This is a genomic window from Mesorhizobium sp. WSM1497 (assembly GCF_001672455.2).
In the GTDB taxonomy this organism is placed as follows: Bacteria; Pseudomonadota; Alphaproteobacteria; order Rhizobiales; family Rhizobiaceae; genus Mesorhizobium; species Mesorhizobium ciceri.
Genome location: NZ_CP021070.1, coordinates 261,728 through 284,798, shown reverse-complemented (window position 1 = coordinate 284,798; position 23,071 = coordinate 261,728). Strand labels below are relative to the sequence as shown.

Here is a 23,071-nt window from a genome sequence, read left to right as displayed (position 1 = left end):
TTGCCGAATTCACCCGAAGGAATTTTGATCGTGACTGAGGACCATTCCGCGAATGCCGGTACGGCAGAACCCGCGCGCTTGCCGCTCGAAGGCATCAAGGTTCTCGATCTCTCGCGTGTGCTGGCCGGGCCGTGGGCAACGATGAGCCTTGCCGATCTCGGCGCCGAGATCTGGAAGATCGAGAACATCGACGGCGGCGACGACACCAGGGCGTGGTCGGTGCCGAGCTACAAGGGTGTCTCGACCTACTATCTCTGCGCCAATCGCGGCAAGCAGAGCATCGCGCTCGACATGAAAAGCCCGCAGGGGCTGGCCATCGTGCGCGAGCTGGCGGCCAAGGCCGACATCGTCGTCGAGAATTTCCGCTCCGGCACCGCCGACCGCCTCGGCGTCGGTTTCAAGGAGCTCAGCGCGTCAAATCCGCGGCTGATCTACTGTTCGATCTCCGGCTACGGCCAGACCGGGCCCGATGCCGGACGGCCCGGCTATGATTTCGTCATGCAGGCCGAAAGCGGCCTCATGGCCATCACCGGCGAGAGCAATGGCGAACCGATGCGTGTCGGCGTCGCCATCACCGATATCGTCTGCGGCATGGTCGCCACGCAGTCGATCCTGGCGGCGCTTTACGAGCGCGCGACGACCGGCAAGGGCCAGTTCCTCGACCTGTCGCTGATCGACTGCGCGCTCAGCCTGCTGATCAATGTCGGCAGCGGTTACCTTAACACCGGCCAAGAGGTCGCCCGCTACGGCAATGCCCATCCGACGGTCGTTCCCTATCAGATATTCGAAGCCTCCGATGGCAGCTTTGCGCTGGCGGTCGGCAATGACCGCCAGTTCGCGGCGCTGTGCGAGAAGGTCGTTGATCTGCCACATCTGGCTGGGGATGCGCGCTTCATCAAAGCAGGGGCGCGCGCCACCAACCGTGAGGCGCTGATCCCGCAACTAGCCGCCGTCTTCAGGACCAAGCCACGTGACCACTGGATGGCCACCTGTGCCGCCGCCAGCGTGCCGGCCGGCACGGTAAAATCGATACCGGAAGTCTTCGACAGTTCCAATGTGCGCGAGCGTGGCCTCGTCCAGACCTTGCCGCATCCGCATCTCGGCTCCGTCGCCATGGTGCGCCCGGCGCAGGGACTTGCCGCGCAGCTGACCGCGGACTTCACCGCGCCGCCGATGCTGGGCCAGGACACAGCTGCCGTGCTGGCCGACGTGCTCGGCTATAGCGCCGAGATCATCGACCAGCTGATCGGCACCGGCGCCATCGGCGTCTATACGCCGGCCGCCGAACCGATCCCCGCCTGATCTTCATGGAGCCTGACGGGCCTTCGTCTCGCATTTGCAGGTCGACTGAATGGTTCTTCAAGAGGGCGAAGAGCCGTCCCTTGTTTTGGCGCAATCCCCTGGAGAAAGCGCTATGCGCTTTTCCCGGGAAACCGCTTCACCTTTTCTGGCTCGGCCGGTTACTTCTGCTGGCCGTAATTCTTGTAGCGCCCGCGAATGGCGGGGATCTCGCTGCCCTCGATGAGCACCGGCGTGCCGGCGCTGCGCGCCAAAAGGTACTGCCGCGCCAGGGTTTCCAGCTTGATGGTGCGGATGAGCGCCGTGTCGAGATCGCCGCCGAAGGCGATCATGCCATGATTGGCGAGCAGGCAAGCCGTGCGGTCCTTGAGCGCGACGACGGCAACCTTGGCCAGTTCGCTTGACGCGAAAAGCGCATAGTCCGAGCAGCGCACATCATCGCCGCCGAAGCCCGCCACCATGTAGTGGAACAGTGGCAGCGGTTCACGCAGGCACGACAGCGCCACGCAATGGTCGGGATGGGCATGCACGACGGCGCCGGCCTCGGGAAACGCCTTGTAGATCTCGGCGTGCATCTCCCATTCGCTCGACGGCCGGAACGCAGCGTCCCAGGATCCATCGAGCTGCATCCCCACCATCTGCTCCGGCCGCAAGGCGCTTGTGGCTATTCCCGTCGGCGTGATCAGCATGCCGCCTGTCGTGCGCACGCTGATGTTTCCGGTGGTGCCGACATTCATCCCGCTGGCGTCCAGCGTCTGCGTCGCGGTGATCAGGCTCGTGCGTTCGATTTCGAGTTCCATCACGATGCTCTCCTTGCCGGTGGCCATGTGTCGATCACCGGCGCAATAGTGCTCGGCCGTGTCATGTCTTGCAGAACGTCGGTGAAGATATCGGGGCCGCCGAGCTTTCCCGATTTCAGCATCAGCGCCAGCGGATCGGAGGGCCGGCCGGGGAGGTGAGCGATGGCGCGCGACAGTCCGGGGCCCTCATAGGCGCCCATGGCGATCCGGTCGATGCCGAGCGCCTTCACCACCGAACCGGCGGTCTCGCCGCCGGCGACGACGAGCCGGCGGACGCCGAGTTCGCGCACCAGAATCTGGGCAATCCCGGCCAGGATCTCTTCCGCCCTTGCCGCCACCATATCGCGGCCGTGCGCCTGCTGCAGCGCTTCGACGGTCGCTTGCGGCGCTGTCGTAGCAATGGCGATCATCGCGCCGGGCAAATGCCGTTGGGCGAAGGTACGCGCTTCGGCCATGACATCGGCGCCGGCAAAGGCGCTGGCAAGGTCAACCGTCAGCAGTGGATTGTTTTGCGCAAAACGCTCGAGCTGTTCGATGGTGCGGTCGGCGACGCTGCCGGCCAGCACCGCTGCCGGCCCTTCGACGGCCGGCAGGCTGGCGGCAACGAGATCGCCTGAATCCAGCAGCCCATGCGTGAGCCAGGCCGGTGGCAGATGCGCGGCGACTGAGGAATTACCGGTCATCAGCGGCAGGTCGAAGGTGGCTTCCGCGATCGCCGCCAGATCGCGCTCGCGGATGGTGTCGGTGACCAGCAGCGTCTCGCCACGCGCGCTGTGTGCTCGTATAGCGCTTCGGATGGCTCCAGCGCCGGCATCGACGACGAGATAGGGCACCAGCCCGACCTTGCCCCTGCTCTGCGCCTGCAGCACGCGAACCAGATTGGAATCGGTCATCGGCGTCAGCGGATCGAAGCGCTTGGGCGACTCAGCAAGCAGCTGGGGACCGCCGAACATATGCCCCTGATAGACGGTGCGCCCAGTCTCACACAGCGCGGGGGCGAACAGTGTGACGCCGCCGCCAAGGCGCTCGAGCAGCGCTTCGGCGCAAGGACCGATATTGCCCGCGGGCGTCGAATCGAAGGTGGCGCAATATTTGAAGAAGATCTGCCGCGCGCCAGCTTCGACCAGTCGGTCCGCGGCCTCCAGCACCTGGCGCACCGCATCGCTGGCTGCGATGACGCGGGTCTTCAGCAGGATCACATGGGCAAGATTGCCTGATTGGATCGGCGCGTCCAGCCCGACCGTGCATCCTGTTGGAATGCCGCGCGCGACCAGCATCGACGCCAGCTCGGTGCCGCCGGTCAGATCGTCGGCAATGGCGCCGAACAGCAGGGAAGGCATCGACGCGGTCATGCGACCCGTCTCATGTCTGCCGGTTTCGGGGTGGCTTGTCTCATGTCGGTGGTCAGGCCATTCGTGGTATCATATACACAGCCCACGCGACGCAGGCGACGCCTGCGCTGTTGCAAGAACGGAGAGCGGATGTGACTGCTTCTATCGCGCCGATCGCGCGCGACAATCTGACGACGCGTGTCTATGAGGAGCTTCGCCGTGCCATGATGGAAGGCCGTTTCTGGCCGGGCCATCGCTTCAAGATCCGCGACCTTGCCGCCAGCCTTCAGGTGTCCGAGACGCCGGTGCGCGAGGCGCTGATGCAGTTGGTGCGCGAAAAAGGCCTGGAGATGGAGGCCGGCCGTTCGATCACCGTCGCCCAGCTGTCGCTGGCTCAGTATCTGGAACTGCGCAGCATCAGGCTGCATCTCGAAGGCATGGCGGGTGCCGCGGCAACGACGCGCATCGAGCCGCGCGAGATCGACCGTCTGGCGGCGGTGCATGAGAAACTCATTGCCAACGAGGACAATGGCCGCTGGTTCGAAGCCGTCCGCGACAATTGGGAATTCCATCACTCGATCTACCAGGCGGCGCAAATGCCGGAGCTGCTGGCCATCATCGAGGGAATCTGGCTGCGCAACGGACCGCTGGTGAACTACCAGTACCCGCACGCTCGGCCGATCTATGACGGCCGCCACCGGCATCTCGACATTCTTGAAGCGCTGCGGGCGCGCGACGAGAACGGTGTGCGCAAGGGCATTCAGCAGGACATGATCGAAGGCGGCCGCCTGCTGGTCAAGGTTCTCGAACGGCTGAACGACGGCGCGGTCACGCCGGAGGAACTGCGCCGCGCTGCGCAGAACGGCCGACTGGTGTCGGCCACCGGCTGAACAGTTTGTTCCTTTCCACCGCATTGGCGCCGGTCACGCCACCTGCGCCGCGGCGGCCATGCCCGCATCGGCAGCCTGCAGGGCGAGATCTATATCTTTTGCGGTGTGCGCAGCACTCAGGAACATGTTGTGCCGGGGATGGAAATAGGCGCCTTCGCGCAAGGCGGCCGAGCAGAAGGCGTTGGCCAGCTTGAATTCGGCATCGCCGTCGAACAGCACCATCGGCATCGACACCGGACCTGTCTGTCGCAGCGAAAGACCATGCTTCTTCGCTGCAGCATCGAGGCCTGAGCGCAGCCTGTCGCCGGCCTGTGTCATGTGGGTGACGGCGTCGGTGTCGCGCAGTGTGCTGATGGTGGCGATCGCCGCGGCCATTGCGACGGCGCCATACCAGAACGAACCCGTCACATAGACCTTGGTCGCGGCTTCGCGAAACCGGTCGGTGCCTGCGATGGCGGCCAGCGGATAGCCATTGGCGATCGCCTTCGAGAAGGCAGACAGGTCCGGCCGTACGCCGAGCGGCTCCCAGCTACCGGCGAGGTCGATGCGGAAGCCGGCGCGCACATCGTCGACGATCAATGCCGCATCGGCAGCGGTGGTGAGTTCGCGCGCCCGTTTGGCGAAGGCGGCGGTCGGCAGTTCCTGGTCGCGGGCGATGTCGTGCCGGAAGGCAGTGACGACGACAGCAGCGAGATCGTTGCCGGCCTGCTCGACGGCCGCTTCGAGGCTGGCGACGTCATTGTAGTCGAAATGGATCAGATGGGCGCGGTCCTCGGCGGTGACGCCGGCCAGCGATGGCGTGCACCACGGCACGGCGCCGTGATAGGAGCCGCGCGCGACCAGCACCTTGCGTCGGCCGGTGCCGGCGCGCGCGATCGTCACGCAGGCCGTGGTGGCGTCGGTGCCGTTCTTCTGCAGCATTGCCCAGTCGGCATGCGCGACCGTCTTGACCAGCAGTTCCGCCAGCTCGACCAGCACCTCGCCGGGGCCGTTCATCGCATCGCCGAGGCGACGCTGCCTCTCGGCCGCCGCCTCGACCGCCTGATGATGGTGGCCGAGAATGTTGGGCCCCCAACTGCACATCAGGTCGATGTATTCGTGCCCGTCGACGTCCCAGACCCGGCAGCCGTCGGCGCGTTCGAAGAATTGTGGATAGGCGGAGCCGAGATAGCGCGTCGCCATGTGTCCCCACATGCCGCCCGGAATGACCGAGGCCGCACGCTCGCGCAGCAACTGGTCCTTGGAGTTGATCAGGGAAGGCATGACTAGGTCTCCGCTCATTGATATATCATATATTGAATTTGATGTTGGAAGAACAGGATTTGCTGGCCTTCCGGGATGGAGAACAGGGAGGCGACTGTCGCCTCCCCGTATTGTTTTGCTCAGTGGCTGAGTTCTGCCAGCGGCAGGTTGCAGCAGGCGCTGTAGCGCACGCCCTTGACGTCCGACTTGTAGGCCAGGATCAGGTTCGGGCTGATCAGCGGCAGGATGATCCTGTCCTTGATCATCTCCTCGCCGGCCTGGTGCCACAGCTTGGCGGCCTCGTCGCCGCTTGCCGCAAGGGCTGCCTTGTAGATATCCGCTTCCTTCGGGTTGAGCACCGACGGGTCGCGCTCCGCGCCGGCACGGCGCGACCAAGGGCTGCCCTTCGTCATGGCGAAATAGTCGATGTATTGCGAGGTGCCGTAATAGTCCGGCGCGTAGAACACCGCCGTCATTGGGATGCCGTCGCCATTGACGCGCTCGCGCCAATTGGCGAAGGGGATCGGCTGCAGGTCGAGCTTGATGTTGATCTTGGCCAGATCCTGCTGGACCTTCTGCATCAAGAGCGAGAGATCGACGCCGTAGACGTTCATGCCGGGGAACGCCGCCTCCATCTCGAAGCCGTCGGCATGTCCGGCCTTGGCCAGAAGTTCCTTTGCCTTGGCAACGTCATAGGGCTGCGCCTCGAAGCCCGAACCGCCGGGGAAGCCGAGCGGGATCGGCGCGCTGATCAGCTGACCCTCGGAGCCGATGGTGAAGTCGAGGATAGCAGGACGGTCGAGACCGAGCGAAATGGCCTCGCGCACTTCGGGCGTCAGCGGCACCTTGTTGGCCTTGGCGCCGGGCGACAGCGCCACATAGATGAAGTTGTAGGACGGCACGGTCTCGATCTTGACGTCGCTGCCGGTCATCGTCTTGGCCGTGTCCGGGTCGATCTGCATGGCGATATCGGCGGTGCCGCTCTGCAGCATCTGCGCCTGCGCCACCGCATCCTTGGTCTGGCGTATGACGACTTCGCTCAGCGCCGGCGCCGTGCGCCAGTACTTGTCGTTGCGCGCCAGCCGCAGTTCCGAATTGGGCTCATAGGATTTCAGCACGAACGGCGCGCTGCCGGCCGAATGGGCCAGGAACCAGGCCTCGGCATTGTCTGTCGTCGAAGCGTCCGCATCGGCCTTGGCGCCGGCTTCGGAAGCAACCTTGCTGTTGACGACCGCTGCGTAGGGCGCCGCCGCGATGTTGAGGAATTCGGAGCTCGGCGCGACCATCTTGACGACGACCGTATGCGCGTCCGGAGTCTCGATCGAGGCGACATTGTCCATCAGGAACGAGGCGCTGCCCTTGAGGTTCTTCAGCCGCTCCCAGGACCATTTGACGTCCTTGGCTTCGACAGGCGAACCGTCCGAGAATTTGGCGGCCGGGTCGAGCGTGAAGGTGAAGCTGCTCTGGTCGGCATTGCCTTCCCACTTCGAGGCGAGCAGCGGGATCAGCTTGTTGTCCTTGTCCAGCGTCAGCAGCGATTCGTAGACGCTGGAATTGTAGATCTGGCAGGTGTCGCAGAAGGCGCGGTGCGGATCGAGCGAATTGAGGTCGATGTTACGCGCGATGACCAGCGGCTTGCTGTCCTGCGCGAAGGTGGCAGGCGCCCAGAAGGCGCTGGTGGCCAGCAGCACGGCCGCCAGCATCGTCGCCCTGGTCTTGGCTCTTGGTAGGATCGTCATGTCCATTTCATTCTCCCATTTTCTTGTCAGATCTTTGTGGCAATGCGTTGCTCTATCCACCCACGGCAATGAGGGATGGAAGCGCGGCCTTGAGCTTATCAGCGCCGCCCAGTGCGGCGCGGTTGAGCGGGGCCGATACGACGGGAGCCGAGAGGCTTCCCGTCACATGCAGGATCTCGTGATCGAGATAGTCGAACACGCGATCCTGAATCTCTTGTGTCAGCCGTCCGCCAAGCGACAGTCCACGCTGCACCTGCTCGACGACGGCCACCCGGTTGGTCTTGCGGATCGAGGCCTCCACCGTCGGCCAGTCGAGCCCGGTCGGGTCGAGGCTGCGCAGGTCGATGATCTCGGCATCGACGCCGGTCTCCTCGACCACCTGCTTGGCGACGGCGACCATGCTGGCACTGGTGAGCAAGGTGCAGGCACTGCCCGGCCTGACGGTTTTCGCCTTGCCGAGTCGCACGCAATAATCGCGGTCATCCGCAGGCACAGGCCCTTCGCTCGGGAACAGTTCGACATGCTCGATGACGACGACCGGATCGTCGCATTTCAGCGCCGAATTCATCAGGCCGATATAGTCGAAGGGCGTCGTCGGGGCGACGATGCGCCAGCCGGGAAACAGCGCGAACAGGCCGGACGGATCGCCCGAATGCTGCGAGCCGTAGCCGGTGTGCGGCGAGACGCGCACCCTGACCACGATCGGCACCGCGAAGCCGCCGCCGAACATGTGGCGCACCTTGCTGACCGCGTTGAACAGCTGGTCGGCGGCAACCAGGCAGAAATCGCCGAACATGATCTCGACGATCGGCCGCAGGCCGCAAAGCGCTGCACCCAGCGCCACGCCGACAAAACCGTTCTCGGCGATGGGCATTGCCAGTACACGCTCCGGCCAGCGTTCCAGCGCACCCTTTGTGGCGCCCGAAACGCCGCCGCGCAGCCGGTGCACATCCTCGCCCATGATAATGATGCGCGAATCCTTTTCCATGGCGCGCGCAATCACCTCGGACGCGGCAACCATGAACTTGACCGGCCTGGTGTCGGCTGGCGGCATATCCTCGATCTCGAGGAAACGCTCGCCCTTCAGTTCGGAAAGATCACCGCGTATCTGATTGTCGACGCCGCCTGGGTCCGGCCACAGATGGTCGGGAATGCGCAGCGCGTTGCCACTCATTTCGGTGAGCGAATCGGCAGCGGTGTTGACCACCTCCATGACGCGCTGGTCGAGTGTGCCGAGGTCGGAAGCGTTCAAAATGCCCATCGTCTTCAGGCGAGCCGCCATCGTGACCAGCGGATCGCGCGCTTTCCAGGCGTCTTCCTCGGCCCGCGTGCGGTAGCCGAATTCGCTACCCGGGCGCGCGCCGCTCTGATGCAGGAAGCGGTAGCAAAGCGCCTCGACCAGCACCGGGCCACCGTCTTCCTCGATCGCCCGGCGCGCCTCGCGCATGGCATGGTGGACCGCCACCACATCCATGCCGTCGCATTCGATGCCGCGAAAGCCGAGCATAGGTCCGCGCGAGGCCAGCCGCGTCTCGCGCGTCTGTTCGTTGATGTGCGTCGAGACGGCATAGAGATTGTTTTCGGCGAAAAAGATCACCGGCAGCCGGTAGAGCGCGGCGATGTTCATCGCCTCATAGGCCGGCCCCGCCATCATCGTGCCGTCGCCGAAAAAGGCGACCGAGATGTTGCCGGTACCGAGCAGCTTGTCGGCCAGCGCATAGCCGGCCGCATGCGGCAGGTTGCCGCCAATGATCGCGCTGGTGCCAGGGATGCCGGAGGCATCGTCGCGCATATGCATCGAGCCGCCACGGCCGCCGCAATAGCCTGACTTGAGGCCCATGATCTCGGCCATCAGGCCGCGCACCGATCCCTGCATGTCCGGGTTGAAAGCGTCATGCAACGGGTCGAATCCGCCGGGCGTCTGCGCGTTGACAAGCTTGGCCAAGACCTGGTGATGGGCGCGGTGGGTGCCGTTGATGCGGTCGCCCGTACCGAGCACGGACATGGCGCCGACCGCCGTCGCCTCTTGTCCGATGCTGGCATGCGCCGGACCATGCACCAGCCCGGCATTGGCGAGATCGAGCACTTTTTCCTCGAAACGGCGGATGAGCAGCATCTGCTGATACCAGCGCACCAGGCTCGAAACCTCGGCGTCGTTCCAGTCCGAATCGTCGACGTCGAGCCGCAACCAGGGCGCCGATGGCTGGATCGATGTCTGCTGGACCATGTCAGCTATTTCCGTTCTGGTAGATGATATATCAAATATTTTCTCAGTCGATTGCGTCCGGGCACTTTTCCTGGGCACTGCACTGGCTTGCGGGCACCGCACAAATGGAATTAAATTTCATTTTCTGTGCGAAGCCGAGACTAAGCCGGGACGGCGGCGTTCCGCAAGAGGAATTTTGAAGCCAGTTTTCGAGCCATTCCGGCGACAAGCCCTGCACCAATTCACGGAGGGAGCGGCTCTGCAAATCAGGCATTCGGCTGGCGGATCGGCTGGGTAAGCGAGCGGCTAGCGATCGGCCTGATGCTGGAAGAACTGCAAAAACAATTCCCGCTCGGTGGTGATGTCGAGCTTCTCGTAGATGCGCCGGCGATGGTTCTTGACCGTGCCGACGGTGATGCCGAGGCGCTCGGCGATGTTGGCTGTCGGGTGGCCTGCGAGGATTAGCTGAACCAATTCCCGCTCGCGCAGCGACAGCTCCGGCCACAGACTGGCCGGGATCGTCGGCTCCTGCCGGGGCGAGGCGCCGGGGCCTGTCGGCGCCGACGTGCGGGAGAATTTGGTTCCGCGCGCCTTGATGTCGAGCGCATGCAGCGCCTCGAATACAGGCAACCGCTCATCCAGCAAAGCGATCTCGCTCTCCTTGAACGACGTGGTCGAGCGGTCGAGGAAGATGCCGAGGCACCAGTCGCCGCCATCGGCAAGCATGATGCCGACCTCGTCGCAGATCTCCGACTGCGCCAGGAAGCCGGCAATGTACTGGCCGCGTTTGGCCTCGTCGTCGGCGAGCCGTTTCAGCGGCATGATGCCCAGCCTGCGCTCGCGCCGCCACGAGGCATAGAACGGGTCGAACACGTAGTAATTGTGGAGATAGCGCCGGACCATCTCATCCGAGAAGCGCCGGTGCTTGATGAATTCGGGTGTCTGCGTCGCCGAATAGCGCGTCACCGTGACGAGGTCGTGGTCGATGTCGGCGCCGATCAGGTCGATCAGGCAGTCGACATGCCTGTCCGTGCCGATGGCGGCGATCGCTTTGGCGAGCGGCGCCCAGATATTGCCCATGCGCATGCCCTTTTCTCGGCGATGTCAGCCCAACCGTCATTGTGTCTTTAGGCATATGGCGCGAAGCCGCCCATCGAATCTAGCCTAGCGTCAACCTAGACCAGATCCCGAGGCGACCGTGACCCAACCCAATCTCACCGCCCCCATTGTCGGCAACCCAATCGTGATTGGCATCGACGCCGGCGGCACCATGACCGACACGATCCTTGTCGATCAGGACGGCCACTTCAAGATCGGCAAGTCGGCGACCACGCCGAAGAACGAAGCCGAGGGTTTTCTGGCCTCGGCCGAGGACGCGGCGGATGCCTGGGGCATCTCGCTGGAATCATTGTTTTCAGGCGTCAACGTCGTGCTCTATTCCGGCACCGGCATGCTGAACACGCTGTTGTCGCGCACCGGCCGCCGGCTCGGCCTGATTACCACCAAGGGCCTCGAGGACATGATCCTGATGGGCCGCGGTCTGCAGGCCTGGGCCGACTATTCCTATGCCGACCGGCTGCATGCGGTCACCCACCATCATCCCGATCCGCTGGTGCCGCGCCGCCGCACCCATGGCGTCACCGAGCGCATCGACCAGTTCGGCGACGTCGTGCTGCCGCTCTATGAGCACGAGGTTTCTGCAGCCGCAAAAAAACTGATCGCCGACAAGGTCGAAGCGATCTGCATCATGACCATCTTCTCGCACGTCAATCCGGTGCACGAGAAGCGCATCGCGGAAATCTGCCGCGAAGAGGTCGACAAGGCCGGCGCCGACATCATCGTCTACACCAGCCACGAGGTCCGCCCGGTCATCCGCGAGCAGTCGCGGCTGAACTCGGTCCTGATCGAGGCCTACGCCACCTCGCGCGGCCGCAAGCAGCTTAGGGGTATCGAGGACGTCTCGAAGAAATACGGCTTCAAATATGGCGTGCAGACGCTGCTCTCCTTCGGCGGCCTGACCTCGATCAACCATCCGCGCCTGCATGAAACCATGATCTCCGGCCCGATCGGCGGCATCCTCGGTGCTGCCTATGTCGGCAAGCTGATCGGCAATGATTCGCTGATCTGCTCGGACATGGGCGGCACCTCCTTCGACATGGGCGTCATCACGCGCGGCCAGACGCGGATCGAGAACGAGCCGCTGATGGATCGCTTCAAGCTCAACGTGCCGACGCTGCACCTCGATACGATCGGTGCCGGCGCCGGCATGATCCTCAAGGTCGATCCGCTGACCAAGAAAGTCTCGCTTGGACCGGAAAGCGCCGGCTCCGATCCAGGTCCGATTTGCTTCGCCAGGGGCGGCACCGAACCGACCATTGCCGATTGCGATGCGATTCTCGGCCGGCTCAACCCGCACTATTTCCTCGGCGGCAAGGTCGTGCTGCAGGTCGAAAAGGCCCGCCGCGCCTTCCAGGAGAAATGCTCCGACATCCTGGGCGTCGGGCTGGAGGAAGCCGCCGAAGGCATGATCGACATGCTGGAGGCCGACGCCAACAACGCGCTGCGCCGCGTCATTTCGGGCCAGGGCATCCATCCCTCCGAGTTCACGCTGCTGTCCTATGGCGGCTCCGGTCCGCTGCACCTGGCCGGCTGTTCCAGGGGCATCGGCTTCAAGGACATCATCACCTTCCAGTTTGCGGCCGCCTTCTCCGCCTTCGGCTGCACCACGGCTGATTTCATGCGCCGGCATTCGGTGTCGACGCAGCACGACATCCCGTCACGCGCCGATGAGGCGACGCTGGCCGCCTTCGGCGTCAAGGTCACCACGGTCTGGAACGACCTGACCAAGGCCGCGGTCGACGAGATGATCGCCGACGGCCATGCGCGCGACAAGATCAGGACCGTGCCGTTCCTGATGATGCGCTACACCGGCCAGCTCGAGGATGTCGAAGTCATGGCGCCGCTGGCTGAGGTCAACTCGGCCGACGACATGCGCAGGGTTATCGACGAGTTCGAGGCGGTCTACGCCAAGGTCAATCATCGCGTGTCGCGCTATGGCGAGGCCGGCTTCACCATCACCGAACTCGGGCTGATCGCCACCGCCGACAAGGTCAAACCGGTGCTGCTCAAGCGTCCGCTCGGCAAGTCGGATCCGGCTTCCGCGCACAAGGGCGTGCGCGAGGCCTATATCGGCGGACGCTGGCACAAGGCCAATCTCTACGAGATGGACCTGCTGCAGCCCGGTCACGAAGTCATCGGTCCGGCCATCATCGAACACCCCGCCACCACGCTCGTCGTTCATCCGCAGGACCGCGTCCATGTCGATGAATGGACGCTGCTGCACTACACCCACGCTTGAGAGGGCACCGCCATGTTGGACAAACCTGCTTCGGCCCTGCGCCTTCGCGAAAGACTGCTCGATTCCGAGCGGCTGATGGAAGAGACCGGCTGCTATGACGGCATCACGGAACTCACGCTGCGCAACCAGGATCCGCTGAAGTTCGAGACGCTGCACACCAAGCTGCGCGCCTATTGCGTCTCGGCTCGCGAAATGGCCCGCCGCATCTCGGCCTCGCCCGGCGTGCGCGAAGTCGGCGAGATGGTGGTCGCCATCTATACGCCCGAAGGCGACGCCATCGCGCTCTCCAACGGCATCATGGTGCATGTCCATACGATGAGCCGCTTCATCAAATGGATGATCAAGAACAATTACGAGGAAAACCCGAAAATCCGTGAAGGCGATATCTTCGCCAACAACGACGCCTTCATCGGCACCGTGCAGGTGCCTGATGTCATGGATGTGGTGCCGATCTTCCATGAAGGCACGCTGGTCGGCTGGGCCGGTGCCGTCTGCCACGAACTGGAAGCCGGCGGCATCACGCCGGGCGGCGATGTCTGCCTGGCGCAGGAGCGCTTCACCGAAGGCCTGTTCGTCTGCGCCGAGAAGATCGGCGAGAATGACGAGATCCGGCGCGACTACGTCATACGCTGCGAGCGCAATCTGCGCATGCCGATCTACTGGGTGCTCGACGAGAAGGCCAAGGTCGCCTCCTGCATCGACATGCGCGAAAGCGTCAAGCAGCTGATCTCCGAGATCGGCCTCGACTACTGGATGAAGGTGTCGAAGGAGTTCATCGAGGAAGGCCGTCGCGCCCAGCTCGCCCGCACCCGCCAGCTCACCGTGCCCGGCATCTACCGCGGCCACACGTTCTACGGCCATGTCACGGCGGGAAAGCCCGGCTTCCAGCTGCTCGGCGATCCCGACTGGCTCTACAACATCCCGATCGAGATGGAGATCACGTCAGACGGCAAGATCACCATGGACTTCGAGGGCACGCAGCCCTGGGGCTACCATTCGATGAACTGCACGCCGGCCGGCATGGATGGCGGCATGTTCGTGACGCTGACCCAGCACATGAATTTCGAAGGCCTGGTCAATGACGGTGCCTGGATGGCGACCGAACTGAAACTGCCGCACGGCACCTGGACCAACCCCGACAACGAGATGGTGGCCACCGCCACCTCATGGGCGCTGCTGCTGCCGGCCTACGGCGTTTTCCAGCGGCTTTTGTCGCGCAGTTTTGTCGCGCGCGGCTTCGTCGAGGAGGCCTTTGTCGGCCAGGTCAACAGCCCGATGATCGAGATGGGCGGCGAAAGCCAATACGGCACGCCGTTCGGCATGGCGCATTTCGAGTGCGCTGCCGCCGGGTCCGGGGCGCTCGCCATCAAGGACGGTCTCGACACCGCCTATGTCGGCTGGAACCCGGAATCCGACATGGGCAACATCGAGGTCTGGGAACAGTCGATGCCGATGGTCTATATCGGCCGTTCGATCGTGCCGAATTCCGGCGGCGCCGGCAAATATCGCGGTGGCTGTTCCTTCGTCTCGACCTGGCTGATCAACAAGACCTCACATCTGCGGCTCCACACCTCCGAGCACTCCTCGCGCGTGTTCGACAATGGCGGCATGTGCGGTGGTTATCCGGCGCCGACCTGCCAGAAGCATCGCGCGGTGCGCAACTCAGACATTCACGAACTGGCGGCAAAAGGCGAACCGCTGGCGCATTCGCCCGGCATCGACCCTGACGTCTCCGACTACGAGAAGAACATCGGCGGCGACCATGTCGTGGTCGAAGGCCCCTACATCACCTCGCCGCACAAATCCGGCGACATCTTCAGCCATTCCTACAATGGCGGTGGCGGCTATGGCGACGTGCTGGAGCGCGATCCGATCAAGACGGCATGGGATGTCGAGAACGGCTTTCTCACCCGTGAAGCGGCGGACCAGGTTTTCGGCATTGTGCTGAAGGACGATGAAGACGGTTATCCCGTCGCCGATATCGACGCCACGGTCGAACGCCGCGCCGCCATGCGCAAAGAGCGCCTGGCTAAGGCGATTCCGGTGGCGGATTGGATCGCCAAGGAGCGTGGCCGCGTCGGAAAGGCCGACTTCGCGCCCGAAGTGAAGAAAATGTACGCCAGCGCGATCAAGCTGTCGTCGCGCTTCACCAAGGAATTCAGCGATTTCTGGAACGTCGACGCCAAATCGATCTTCACGCCGGGAGCCAAGCCATGACCTCATACAGCAAGGAAGTTCTGGGCGATCTGGCCGCCGGCAAGCTGCCCTGGCCGCAGACAAGGCGCATCATGAGTGCCTACAAGGATGACGACCGTTTCTTCAAGATGGTTGCCGTCTATCAGGATCGTGTCGCCTGGAAGGACCCGATCCTGCTGCCGGTCTCGGACCATCTGTTCATCTGCCAGAGTGGCGATGAGCGCATTACCCGCTGCGAATGCGGCCACTCCTTCGGCGACTATCGGAAGAACTGGAAGCTCAGCGCCGTGATTAACGTGCGCAACACCGAGGAGGCTTTGCGCGAGATCTATCCCAACAGCGATCTCCCTGATCCCGAATGGATGGAAATCCGGGAGTTCATCTGCCCGGAGTGCGGGACGCTGCATGAGGTCGAGGCGGCGGCACCCGGTTATCCCATCGTGTATGATTTCGAACCCGACCTCGAAGGCTTTTATCGCGAATGGCTGGGCAGACCGCTTCAGGGGTCCTGAACGCTCGTCGATGGAGGCTGCGCCGCTGTGATTGCCAAATCCGGTCAGGACTGATTGCCTGCCCAAACGAAGCGGAGACCGTGCGCCATGAACAACCTTTCCGGCCGTAGCGCCATCGTGACCGGCGGTTTCTCGGGCATGGGCTTCGCCATTGCCACGGCTTTGGCCGAGGCTGGGGCCAATGTCGCCGTCGGCTCCTACATCGCGCCTGCCGGCGCCGACAGATCCGATGCCGCCTACTATCCGGCCGCCGACGAGATCGAGCGCGTGCGCTCGGCCCTTGCCGCTCATGGAACGAAAGTTCACGCCGCACACCTTGACGTTCGCGACAGCGACGTCACCAACCGTTTCGCGGCTGACGCCGAGACGGCCATCGGCCCCGCCGACATTCTGGTCAACGCCGCCGGCACCACCGCCGAGCAGCCGGTCTGCGGCCATTCCGACGCGCTTTGGGACAAGATCGTCGACACCAACCTGACCGGCGCCTTCCGCGTCACGCGTGCCGTGCTGCCGGGTATGATCGAGCGCGGCTGGGGCCGCATCGTCAACATTGGCTCGACGGCCGCCTTGGTCGGGTGGAAGGACAACCCGGCCTACTGCGCGTCCAAGGCCGGCCTGCTGGGTCTCACCCGCTGCGTGGCGCTGGAAGGGGCGGCGCATGGCGTCACCTGCGTTATGATCAGCCCGACCTGGGTCGAGACCGAACTGATGCGCCGCAATGTGGCGCAGGTCGTGGAGCGCGAAGGCAAGGGGCGCACGCCAGAGGAAGCGATGGCCGAGATCGCCAGGGGCAACCCGCAGCAGCGCCTGCTGCAGCCGCAGGAGATTGCCGCTCTGGCCGTCTTCCTGTGCTCCGATCTCGCCAAGGGCATCACCATGGAAAACATCCAGATCACCGGCGGAGCGCTTTGGTAGCGTCTCGGACACGCAACCGGCTGATCTCTCCGCAGATGCCTCGCTGTAAGACAAGGTGACCGGATTTGCCATTGAGCGCCGGGCGCAATAGGTTATATTGCACTGCACAATGGAGACGCCGTTTATTGCACGCCCATGTCTGCGAAGATTCCGGCCGGCTCATGGCTTGCCGGCCCTGGGTCGTGTCGGCGGGACTCTGAGATGAAGATTCCAAAGTCCCTGCTGATCGATCCCGAGAAGAATTCGGTCTATGGCGCCTTTGCCGTAGCCGTTTCGATCTGGGCGTTTTCTTATTCGGTCATCTTCGGCCAGATATTGATCCTGGCCTACTATGCGGTCTGGCTCCCGCTCATCCTGGTCGACTACCGGCGGTTTGTGAGGCATCTGTCCAGCGCCTGGCTGCCGCTGCTGTTTGCTGCCTATGTCTGCTTCTCGGTTTTCTGGTCGCAGGCTCCCGGCGTCACCGCAAGGACGTCGGTCCAGTACTTTTCCCATATTGCCTGCGCCTACGTAGCTGCGCGCACCGTCAGCGTGCGCACGCTGACCATAGGGGCGCTGATCGGGATATTCGTCGTCCTCATCTATTCGCTGAAGGTCGGGAATTATTCCGAGGACGTTCTTGACGGCACCGTCAACTTCGTCGGCGCCTTCGCCTCCAAGAACCAGATCGGCTTTGTCGGCTCGCTCGGCATCTATTTCTGCGTCGTCTTCCTTGCGTTCTACAGGCGCGGCCGGCTGAGCTTCATCCTGGCGGTGCCCGTCGTGCTGCTGTCGGCCTATGTCCTGGTCGCCTCGCATTCCGCCACCTCGATGGCCTCGATACCCGCGGTTCTGGCGCTGGTGGCGCTTCTTGCGATGAGCAAACTTCTGTCACGACGCTATCGCCGGGTCATCTTCCTGATCGGCGCCGGCCTGCTGGTCGTGACGGCCTTCGTCGCCTTGAATCTCGGGTTGATGGACTTCGTCCTCGGCCTCTTCGGCAAGGATTCGACGCTCACCGGGCGAACCTATCTGTGGGAGCAAGGCTGGAACACGGTCCAGAAATCGCCGATTCTCGGCGTCGGCTATGCCGCCTATTGGGTGCAGGGTTTCGCTGAAGCCGAGCGGCTGTGGAACGAATTCTACATCACCACCCGCACCGGCTTCCACTTCCACAACACCTATATCGAGGCCCTCGTCGAACTCGGCTTCGTCGGAGCGACGCTGGTGTCGCTGATCATGCTGCGCACGCTCTACGGCCACGTCTCGGCGGTGATCTTCAAGGCATGGCAGGCGGACTCGGTGATCCTTTTCGGCGTGATGGTCCTGCTGCTGATCCGCTCCTTCGTCGAGGTCGAGATACTCAACCCCTACATCATGGGTTCTTTCCTGATGTATTTCAGCTTCTTCAAGCTGGCGCGGCTGCCCGTTACCCGCAGGCGGCGGTCACCGGCTCTGGAGCCGGCTGACGCGGCCGGGGGCGAGACTGACTGGCCTCGGTATGCCGGCCAGCCGGCGGGCGCCGGTCCCTCATAAATTATCATCTCGCGGGCTGAAGGGAGCGGCCTTCCTTTTTGAGCAAGCATGTGCTCGGACGGGAAAGCGTCGATCCCGAGACGGCTATTATAGTTTCCGCAGGAGATGTTCAAACAACTGAGCCAGAGCCTCATCCCGGTTTGTCGGGTGAGGCTCTGGCTCGAAACACCGGATCTGTTGGAAGTTGGTCTACTGGCTGGCCAGCGGCGCCAGCTTGATCTTGATCACATCGCCAGGCAGCACCGGGGTTTCTTCCTTGGCGGCTATTTCGCTGGTCTTGCCGTCGACATTGCGCACCAGTGAATAGAGCAGGGTCGGCTGCTGATCATTTGTCATAGCGGCCGCCATCGCGGGATCGCTGGCCTGGGCTATCAGGCCTTTCTGCATGTTCACCTTCAACGCGGCCTCGTTCAGGTCGGTTTCGGTCTGCTGCCGGTCAGTGGCGAGACTTGAACTCAAGGTGTTCTGGGCATCGATAGCATCCTGCTTCGCCTTGCTGATCGCCTGCTTGGCGGTGAGGATGGCGGTTTCGTAGTCCAGGATCTTGCCCTGCAGGTCGGCAACCGACTGGCGCGAATCCAGCAGTCGGGCGTTGGCGATCAGGCCTTTCTGCGCCAGCGGGCCGATGCTGGCGAGCTGCTGCTGCGCCAAGTCGACCTGCTGCTGCTGGTTGACGATCTTCTTCTGCAGCGATTCGATCTCGGATTCCAAAACCCCTTTGAGATCGTCGAGCGCTTCAAGCTTCAGCTTCAGCGCCTTTTGGTCCGCTGTCAGGATCGTCATCTCGTCCGCCACGATGGCTGGCAGTCTCGGATCGCCCTCGACCTCCTTCGGCACGTCGAAACTCGCCTTTCCGGCCATATCCGCATCGATGCGGGCGCGCCTGACGATCAGTCGGATGCGCTGGTCGTCGGAGATGTCGAACATGCCCTTGGCGGTGACCAGGTCCTTGCCGAGCTGGGGGCCGTAGTCGGCGTTTCGCCGGATGCCTCCGGCGACGCTGATGGCCTTCAACACCGTCAGGTCGGGCACATAAGGAAACTGGCCGGGGTTCTGGACTTCGCCCGAAATGTAGAATGGCCGGAACTGCGCCATCTCGACCGAGGCTTCCGGTCTGTCTGACAAAGCGAGCTTTTTCTGCAAAGCCTCGCCGATCGCCGTTGCGATTTCGGACGTGGTCTTGCCGGAGGCCGGCAGTTCGCCGGCGAACGGCACCGACAGCGTGCCGGATGGACCGACCGTGTACTCGCCATTCACCGCCGACCAGTCACGGAATGTGCCTTCAACGGTCTGCCATTCGGCGACGCGGATGGTGAGCTTGTCCTGCGAGCCGAGGCGATAGTCGCCGGCGGCGGCGATGTGCGGGACGACGAGGGCCATGGCAAGGCATGTGGCCAGCAAACGCGCCCGCCGCAGGCGGCCGGAAACCGGGCCGCGAAAGGCTTCGAACAAATCTGTTTTCAACTCAACGTTCCGATCCGCTATAGCCCCATCGCCCGATGAGCTTGCGTCGAATGGGCCGACGCCAATGTCTGGCATTGGCCACCGGCCGGTCAGTAAGAACCGCGCGACATCCAGACGGCCGGGACGGTCTTGATGATGATGCGAACGTCCTCGAACAGCGACCAGTTCTCGACATAGTGACGGTCGAAGGCGACGCGGCTGTCATAGGACACATCGTTGCGGCCGCTGACCTGCCACAGGCCGGTCAGGCCCGGACGCGATTTCAGGTAGTAGACGGCGGATGTGCCATAGATCTCCAGTTCGTCGCGCACAACCGGACGCGGACCGACAAGGCTCATATCGCCCTGCAGGATGTTGATGATCTGCGGCAACTCATCGAGGCTGAGTTTCCTCAGCACCGCTCCAACGCGGGTGACGCGCGGGTCGTTCTTCAGCTTGCGGGTCGCGATCCATTCCGCGTTGGCGTCCGGGTTTGTGGCGAGGTAGGCTGCCAGCACCTTGTCGCCGTCCGGAACCATGGTGCGGAACTTCAGGCACGGAAAAATCCGTCCGCCCCGCCCGATTCGCCTGTGGCCGTAGAAAATCGAGCCGCCGTCGGAAAACTTGACGAGCAGCGCTATCATGACAAATAGCGGGCTGAGGGCGATCAAGCCAATCAGTGAACCGGTGATATCGAAGCTGCGTTTGAGCAGGCCGCCGATCGGCGGCGGAAAATCGATGTCAGCCTGCGAAAAGCTCGCGGTGGCCGACTTGGCAACGTCCCTCATGCCGTAAACTCCATGCGTTGAACGAATGGTTCACCACACGATACCCAAAAAATGTTGCAGCGCAACACACAATTTACCACCCCGTTGAAATAGTCACGTCATGAAATGACTAAATAATAAGCTTGCTATGCACAAATTTCGGCATATTTAGCACATTTGTGACAATAAATGGGCACGGCCGAAAAAATAGAGGCCTTTGTGGGGCGGTTTTTAGGCGGACCTACCTATTTGCCAAGGCGAGGTACAAATTAGTGCTTCATCATGCCGTGATGCTTGGTCAAAACCGTATAAAGTACTACTTAATATTGCCAATTTTACTAAAAAAATATCGACGAGAGGATATCGGCCTAGCTCCCGTTGCGTGCATTGCAACATGGCAGAGTCGATCGCAAAAGCTCGATCAAAAATAACCGAAGTTGCCCTTGCCGCCTATTGCTCGCCTTAATAGAATTGCAAATTATACCTGTCACGGTGACGACAGGTGGAAAAGGCCGGAAGCAACCGGTCGAGAGTGGGCGACCTTAACAAGCCCACATGACAAGGGACGGCGCTCGGGTGGGGCAATCGCGATAATACCCGAGCCGGTTTATGGGCTGTTGGGTATGGCACTTCCAAAATTCATCCTCGGGATGATTTTCGCTCTGGCGATCGTCGTCGGCTGGTCCTGGCTGGGCGGTGCGTCGATAGGCACGATATTGGTGCGTGTCATCATCTGCGCCGTGACCATTCAGGCCGGCTATTTCGTGCTCATCTACACCATGATCGCCAGGAGCGCGCCGACGCCTGCCGACATAGCTCGTGACGCCGAGCGCAAACTGAACGCACCCGAGGTCGCCGAAAGCGAGAAGCTGGGCGGTGCCAGGCGCGGCCTGCATTGATGCAGACTGCTCAAACGTGGCCCGGTTTGGCGGCAACGACATGCTTCGAGACAAAGGGACCAAAGCGCCGCGTGAATCCGTCTCGGCGCGACGCGTCTTGGTCGCCGGCTCACGCCACATCAGCGGGTTCGCTCTCCGACTGTTCCCCCAACAGCATCCTCGACAACCGGCTGCCGGTTTTTTCCTTCAGCCGCTGATATTGGCCGACCTCGACGATACGGCCGTTTTCCATCGCCACCACCCAGTCGGCGAAGGCGATCATCGACGGCCGGTGCGCGATGGTCAGGATCGTCATCGTACCGCGTAATCCATCGATCGACCTGGCGATCAGCGACTGGTTCTGCCAGTCGAGCGCGCTGGTCGCCTCGTCGAGGATGAGCAGCGACGGCTTGCGCAGCAGCGCGCGCGCGAGCGCGATGCGCTGACGTTCGCCGCCCGAGAGCCGCACGCCGCGATCGCCGACCACCGTCTCGAGCCTGAGGTCGAGCCGTTCGACAAACTCGCCGGCGTGCGCCTGACGCAGCGCGGCCCACAGATCGCCATCGCTGGCCCGTGGCGCGGCGAGGCGCAGGTTCGCCGCGATCGTGTCGTGCAGGAGGAACACGTCCTGCGGCACATAGGCCACCTGGTCGCGCCAGCGACGGCGATTGCTGGCATCGATCTCGACGCCATCGACAAGCATCTTGCCAGTGGTGGGCTCCAGCAGGCCAAGCAGCATGTCGGCGATCGTGCTCTTGCCCGATCCGGACGGCCCGATCAGGGCGGTGACCTTGCCGGCCGGCAGGCCGAAGGTGATGCCGCTCACCACCGCCTTGTCGACAGCATCTCCGTAGGCGAAGGACACGCCGCGAATATTCAATCCCGTATTGAGGGAGAGTGTCCCGGCGTCGGCGAACTCGGTATGGCCGGGTTCGCGTTCGGCGTCGAAACGTGCCTGCAGGCTGCGCATTGCCGTAAAGGCGGGCAGGTTGATCAGCACTTGCTGGGCCTGCGTCTGCATGTCCATGAAGCGCGGCGCGATACGCATGAAGACCAGGAGCAGGACGACGATCTCGGCCAGCGACAGGTTGAAGCGGACCAAAGCCACATAGATGAACAGGCTCAGGCCCACGACGCTCGCCACCTGGAATACAGCAGTGCCGATGGTGCTGTTGCGCACATAGTCGATGTTGTCGGCCTTCATCCTCTCAAGCGTCGACCGCAGCTGCGCGAAATAGCTGTCCTCGACGTTCAGGCTCTTGGCCACCTTGATGCCGCCGAGAAATTCCGAGACTGTCCGGTACTGATCCTGGCGATTGGCGGTCAGCACACGGCCGAAGGCAGTGGCCCGTGCCCGGAAGGGCCGCAGCGCCACGAACATCAGGATGCCGATGACCACGGCAAACAGCGTCATGACCGGCGAGATAAACACGGAAACCAGGAGATAGCCGGCCAGAAGAACGGCGATCTGCACCAGCATCAGCAGTGAGAAAGCCGCGCCCTGGACGCGGTCGATGTCGCCGGTCAGGGCATGATCGAGGTCGGAACTGCGCATGCGTGTAAAAACGCCCCAGCGCGCCTTGCCGATGCTTTCGAACAGGTTCATGCGAACGCGATTGATGAAATCGAACAGCAATTTGGCCATGTAGACCGACTTGAAGCGATTGAACGCCGCCTGCGCCGCAACAAGCCCGACCAGCGCGCAAAGCACGGTCGTCAGTTGCAGCGTGCCATCAGGCACCAGCCAGCGCACGAAATCATCATTGGGCAGCCGAACAGCGAAATCCTGGTCGGCACGTCCGACCAGATGCAGCAGCGGGACGAGCAGCAGGATCGAAATGCCCTCGGTCAGGCTGCCGAGGATGAGGAAGAACAGCGCCGTCCACGTTCGCCGGCCGCCGATCCGGGCAATGGTGGCGCCGAAGGCGGCAATTTCTCGAAACAGCGACAGGCGAAGGATTGGGGGATTCGACATGGTTG

The 23,071-nt window shown here is 62.9% G+C and carries 17 protein-coding genes; 8 read left to right on the top strand and 9 right to left on the bottom strand.

The genetic code is table 11. The features are described from left to right. Window positions 1–30: 30 nt before the first annotated feature. Window positions 31–1,302 (top strand): CaiB/BaiF CoA-transferase family protein, encoded by a 1,272-nt coding sequence (locus A9K65_RS01315; RefSeq protein ID WP_064993037.1) that lies wholly within the window; start codon window positions 31–33, stop codon window positions 1,300–1,302. A gap of 158 nt (window positions 1,303–1,460) precedes the next feature. Here A9K65_RS01315 and A9K65_RS01310 read toward each other — a convergent pair whose 3' ends face one another. Together A9K65_RS01310 and otnK are read right to left on the bottom strand one after the other, a co-directional pair. Further along, window positions 1,461–2,099, bottom strand: a complete 639-nt coding sequence (locus tag A9K65_RS01310) for a class II aldolase/adducin family protein (protein WP_084015593.1) — start codon at window positions 2,097–2,099, stop codon at window positions 1,461–1,463. Beyond that, entirely contained in the window at window positions 2,099–3,451 is a 1,353-nt protein-coding gene (otnK, locus tag A9K65_RS01305; protein ID WP_064992943.1) for a 3-oxo-tetronate kinase, read from the bottom strand. The genes A9K65_RS01310 and otnK overlap by 1 nt, the downstream gene beginning before the upstream one ends. A gap of 131 nt (window positions 3,452–3,582) precedes the next feature. Between otnK and A9K65_RS01300 the strand changes: the two genes are divergently transcribed. Further along, entirely contained in the window at window positions 3,583–4,320 is a 738-nt protein-coding gene (locus A9K65_RS01300) for a GntR family transcriptional regulator (RefSeq protein ID WP_064992944.1), read from the top strand. Window positions 4,321–4,353: 33 nt separating this feature from the next. Here A9K65_RS01300 and A9K65_RS01295 read toward each other — a convergent pair whose 3' ends face one another. From A9K65_RS01295 to A9K65_RS01280, 4 genes are all read right to left on the bottom strand, one after another. After that, on the bottom strand, window positions 4,354–5,583 hold the full coding sequence (locus tag A9K65_RS01295) for an aminotransferase class III-fold pyridoxal phosphate-dependent enzyme (protein ID WP_084015555.1): 1,230 nt from the start codon (window positions 5,581–5,583) through the stop codon (window positions 4,354–4,356). 119 nt (window positions 5,584–5,702) lie between these two features. Continuing rightward, window positions 5,703–7,265 (bottom strand): ABC transporter substrate-binding protein, encoded by a 1,563-nt coding sequence (locus A9K65_RS01290; RefSeq protein ID WP_164747171.1) that lies wholly within the window; start codon window positions 7,263–7,265, stop codon window positions 5,703–5,705. Window positions 7,266–7,353: 88 nt separating this feature from the next. Continuing rightward, complete coding sequence (locus A9K65_RS01285) at window positions 7,354–9,528, bottom strand: alpha-ketoacid dehydrogenase subunit alpha/beta (protein WP_064992945.1); 2,175 nt, start codon at window positions 9,526–9,528, stop codon at window positions 7,354–7,356. 285 nt (window positions 9,529–9,813) lie between these two features. Then, entirely contained in the window at window positions 9,814–10,593 is a 780-nt protein-coding gene (locus A9K65_RS01280; protein ID WP_063171084.1) for a helix-turn-helix transcriptional regulator, read from the bottom strand. Between the two features lie 112 nt (window positions 10,594–10,705). Between A9K65_RS01280 and A9K65_RS01275 the strand changes: the two genes are divergently transcribed. The 5 genes from A9K65_RS01275 (at window position 10,706) to A9K65_RS01255 (ending at window position 18,003) form a co-directional block, all read left to right on the top strand. Then, window positions 10,706–12,865: a hydantoinase/oxoprolinase family protein gene (locus A9K65_RS01275; RefSeq protein WP_084015557.1), complete on the top strand. Its 2,160-nt coding sequence runs from the start codon at window positions 10,706–10,708 to the stop codon at window positions 12,863–12,865. A gap of 12 nt (window positions 12,866–12,877) precedes the next feature. Next, window positions 12,878–15,082, top strand: coding sequence for a hydantoinase B/oxoprolinase family protein (locus A9K65_RS01270; protein WP_027164257.1), 2,205 nt, complete (start codon window positions 12,878–12,880; stop codon window positions 15,080–15,082). Then, window positions 15,079–15,573, top strand: a complete 495-nt coding sequence (locus tag A9K65_RS01265; RefSeq protein ID WP_064992946.1) for an acetone carboxylase subunit gamma — start codon at window positions 15,079–15,081, stop codon at window positions 15,571–15,573. The genes A9K65_RS01270 and A9K65_RS01265 overlap by 4 nt, the downstream gene beginning before the upstream one ends. Before the next feature lie 87 nt (window positions 15,574–15,660). After that, the gene (locus tag A9K65_RS01260) at window positions 15,661–16,488 is read left to right on the top strand and encodes an SDR family NAD(P)-dependent oxidoreductase (protein ID WP_027164258.1); all 828 of its coding nucleotides are present in this window, start codon (window positions 15,661–15,663) and stop codon (window positions 16,486–16,488) included. Between the two features lie 201 nt (window positions 16,489–16,689). Then, window positions 16,690–18,003 (top strand): O-antigen ligase, encoded by a 1,314-nt coding sequence (locus tag A9K65_RS01255; RefSeq protein ID WP_064992947.1) that lies wholly within the window; start codon window positions 16,690–16,692, stop codon window positions 18,001–18,003. Between the two features lie 189 nt (window positions 18,004–18,192). On the opposite strand, the gene A9K65_RS01250 is transcribed toward A9K65_RS01255, so the two are convergent. Beyond that, on the bottom strand, window positions 18,193–19,455 hold the full coding sequence (locus A9K65_RS01250) for a polysaccharide biosynthesis/export family protein (RefSeq protein ID WP_064992948.1): 1,263 nt from the start codon (window positions 19,453–19,455) through the stop codon (window positions 18,193–18,195). 101 nt (window positions 19,456–19,556) lie between these two features. Next, the gene (locus A9K65_RS01245; RefSeq protein ID WP_013528120.1) at window positions 19,557–20,234 is read right to left on the bottom strand and encodes a sugar transferase; all 678 of its coding nucleotides are present in this window, start codon (window positions 20,232–20,234) and stop codon (window positions 19,557–19,559) included. 602 nt (window positions 20,235–20,836) lie between these two features. On the opposite strand from A9K65_RS01245, the gene A9K65_RS01240 reads away from it, so the two are divergent. Then, entirely contained in the window at window positions 20,837–21,112 is a 276-nt protein-coding gene (locus tag A9K65_RS01240; RefSeq protein WP_013528119.1) for an exopolysaccharide production repressor ExoX protein, read from the top strand. A gap of 109 nt (window positions 21,113–21,221) precedes the next feature. On the opposite strand, the gene A9K65_RS01235 is transcribed toward A9K65_RS01240, so the two are convergent. Next, window positions 21,222–23,066 (bottom strand): ABC transporter ATP-binding protein, encoded by a 1,845-nt coding sequence (locus A9K65_RS01235; RefSeq protein WP_064992949.1) that lies wholly within the window; start codon window positions 23,064–23,066, stop codon window positions 21,222–21,224. Window positions 23,067–23,071 lie beyond the last annotated feature (5 nt).

Bases quoted from the DNA above. Each gene is read 5' to 3' on its own strand.
- A9K65_RS01290 (WP_164747171.1), bottom strand. From the start codon at position 7,265: ATGCTGGCGGCCGTGCTGCTGGCCACCAGCGCCTTCTGGGCGCCTGCC.
- A9K65_RS01295 (WP_084015555.1), bottom strand. From the start codon at position 5,583: ATGCCTTCCCTGATCAACTCCAAGGACCAGTTGCTGCGCGAGCGTGCG.
- A9K65_RS01245 (WP_013528120.1), bottom strand. From the start codon at position 20,234: ATGAGGGACGTTGCCAAGTCGGCCACCGCGAGCTTTTCGCAGGCTGAC.
- otnK (WP_064992943.1), bottom strand. From the start codon at position 3,451: ATGACCGCGTCGATGCCTTCCCTGCTGTTCGGCGCCATTGCCGACGAT.
- A9K65_RS01255 (WP_064992947.1), top strand. From the start codon at position 16,690: ATGAAGATTCCAAAGTCCCTGCTGATCGATCCCGAGAAGAATTCGGTC.
- A9K65_RS01260 (WP_027164258.1), top strand. From the start codon at position 15,661: ATGAACAACCTTTCCGGCCGTAGCGCCATCGTGACCGGCGGTTTCTCG.
- A9K65_RS01240 (WP_013528119.1), top strand. From the start codon at position 20,837: ATGGCACTTCCAAAATTCATCCTCGGGATGATTTTCGCTCTGGCGATC.
- A9K65_RS01280 (WP_063171084.1), bottom strand. From the start codon at position 10,593: ATGCGCATGGGCAATATCTGGGCGCCGCTCGCCAAAGCGATCGCCGCC.
- A9K65_RS01235 (WP_064992949.1), bottom strand. From the start codon at position 23,066: ATGTCGAATCCCCCAATCCTTCGCCTGTCGCTGTTTCGAGAAATTGCC.
- A9K65_RS01270 (WP_027164257.1), top strand. From the start codon at position 12,878: ATGTTGGACAAACCTGCTTCGGCCCTGCGCCTTCGCGAAAGACTGCTC.
- A9K65_RS01310 (WP_084015593.1), bottom strand. From the start codon at position 2,099: ATGGAACTCGAAATCGAACGCACGAGCCTGATCACCGCGACGCAGACG.
- A9K65_RS01265 (WP_064992946.1), top strand. From the start codon at position 15,079: ATGACCTCATACAGCAAGGAAGTTCTGGGCGATCTGGCCGCCGGCAAG.
- A9K65_RS01285 (WP_064992945.1), bottom strand. From the start codon at position 9,528: ATGGTCCAGCAGACATCGATCCAGCCATCGGCGCCCTGGTTGCGGCTC.